Genomic DNA, 1539 nt, shown 5'->3' on the forward strand with positions numbered 1-1539 from the left:
CAACAAAGCCAAAACGTCGCAGGAATGACATAGGTATATACCAAATGCCCTTAAAAAATGATTCAGTAAAAGAAATTTTTTCAAGATTATCCGGAAAATACCGGATTAACAGAATTATAGATAATCATGGTTACGGCGAAGGGGTAGCATATTTCCTATCTGAAAGTTTAAATGAATTAATCTATAAAGAGGAATTGCAAATTCACTATAACGACTACGATTATCAAATCCACGCTAATAAAGAATATAGATATATTTTTAAGAATAGTAATATTACAAAATATTTTATTGCTCCTGAAAATAGCTTATTTTATCGTTTAGATTTTATAAATAATTCAAGAGCTACAGGTAGTCATCTATGTGATAAAGATCAATATAATGTACCTAAATACATATTTAGTTTTATTGCTTGAATGGTATATGTATCAATCTCAACCTACCGGAGTCTCTTATATTGATGCAACATCTTTAGCAATTTGTCATCCAAAAAACGCGAGTTTCGTATTAAGATGCCTAAATTATGGTTAATAAATATGCTATAATGCTTATCCTTTCAAGGTTTGTAAGAGGTGTGACAAGTTTTACAATTTAATAGTTATAGTCAAAAAAGACAATTTACTAAAAATTTATGCAGTTTTAAGTACATTTTATAACAAAAACAATATTACTAATATCCTCGTAACCCAGTTACTATCAGCTATTCAGTTCCTCTATTAATACGAAACTCGCGTATAACAACAAATCTGGTCCTAAAAGTCGACTGAACAGAAGTGAGGTAATAACAATTATAATAGGCTACTGGCAGTCATCTTATGATTGTTTTAAGAATTATTGTCTGAAGCAAATATGAATTCATCATCAAAGAGATTTTCAATTAATAAGTTATAGTCAATTTATAAAAATAATAGGTCCACATTTACCACTATTAGTACTAATATTCAATTCTATTTTGGATCAGTGTGACGGACTCTCTTTTGTAGATTCAAGTAGTATAGAGGTATGTAAGAGATACCGTATTTCAATGAATAAAGTGTTCGCCGGCATAGCAGCAAGCAGTAAGACAACAAAAGGTTGGTTCTATGGACTTAAACTACATCTAATAATTAATAGAGCCGGTGGTATAGTTAAAGCATCTTTTAGCCCTGGCAATAAGGATGATAGAAAACAGCTGGAACTGATAATCAAAAATCTTTTTGGTAAAGTATTCGGAGATCGTGGTTATATTTCGCAACAATTATTTCTACAACTTTTAGAGCAAGGAATTTTTATGGTAACTAGGGTAAAGAAAAATATGAAAAATCTTACTACATGTCTATGTTGGATAAAATATTATTGCTTAAAAAAGCATTAATAGAATCTGTGTTTAGTAAAATTAAACTATTGGGGAAGTTTGAGCATTCAAGGCATAGATCAGTTACAAATGCCTTTGTGCATATGGTTGCAGCACTGATAAATTATCAAATGTCTGATAATAAACCTTCTATTACATCTCTCTTGATATGCTAAATCCTATGCTATATTAATTCGAAACTCGCGTAA

General features: G+C 30.1%; 3 protein-coding genes. All 3 read left to right on the forward strand.

Going from position 1 to position 1539, the window contains the following annotated elements; all coding sequences use genetic code 11:
- Positions 1-413: DUF6314 family protein (locus tag REIS_RS04830; RefSeq protein ID WP_008580151.1), on the forward strand; the 413-nt coding region annotated here is incomplete at its 5' end.
- 437 nt (positions 414-850) lie between these two features.
- On the forward strand, positions 851-1351 hold the full coding sequence (locus REIS_RS11145) for an IS982 family transposase (protein ID WP_083787764.1): 501 nt from the start codon (positions 851-853) through the stop codon (positions 1349-1351).
- On the forward strand, positions 1315-1506 hold the full coding sequence (locus REIS_RS16415; protein ID WP_008580153.1) for a transposase: 192 nt from the start codon (positions 1315-1317) through the stop codon (positions 1504-1506). The genes REIS_RS11145 and REIS_RS16415 overlap by 37 nt, the downstream gene beginning before the upstream one ends.
- Positions 1507-1539 lie beyond the last annotated feature (33 nt).

The organism is Rickettsia endosymbiont of Ixodes scapularis, assembly GCF_000160735.1.
GTDB lineage: Bacteria > Pseudomonadota > Alphaproteobacteria > Rickettsiales > Rickettsiaceae > Rickettsia > Rickettsia tamurae.

Excerpts from the sequence above, each read along its gene's own strand:
- REIS_RS16415 (WP_008580153.1), top strand. The coding sequence starts at position 1,315 with ATGTTGGATAAAATATTATTGCTTAAAAAAGCATTAATAGAATCTGTG.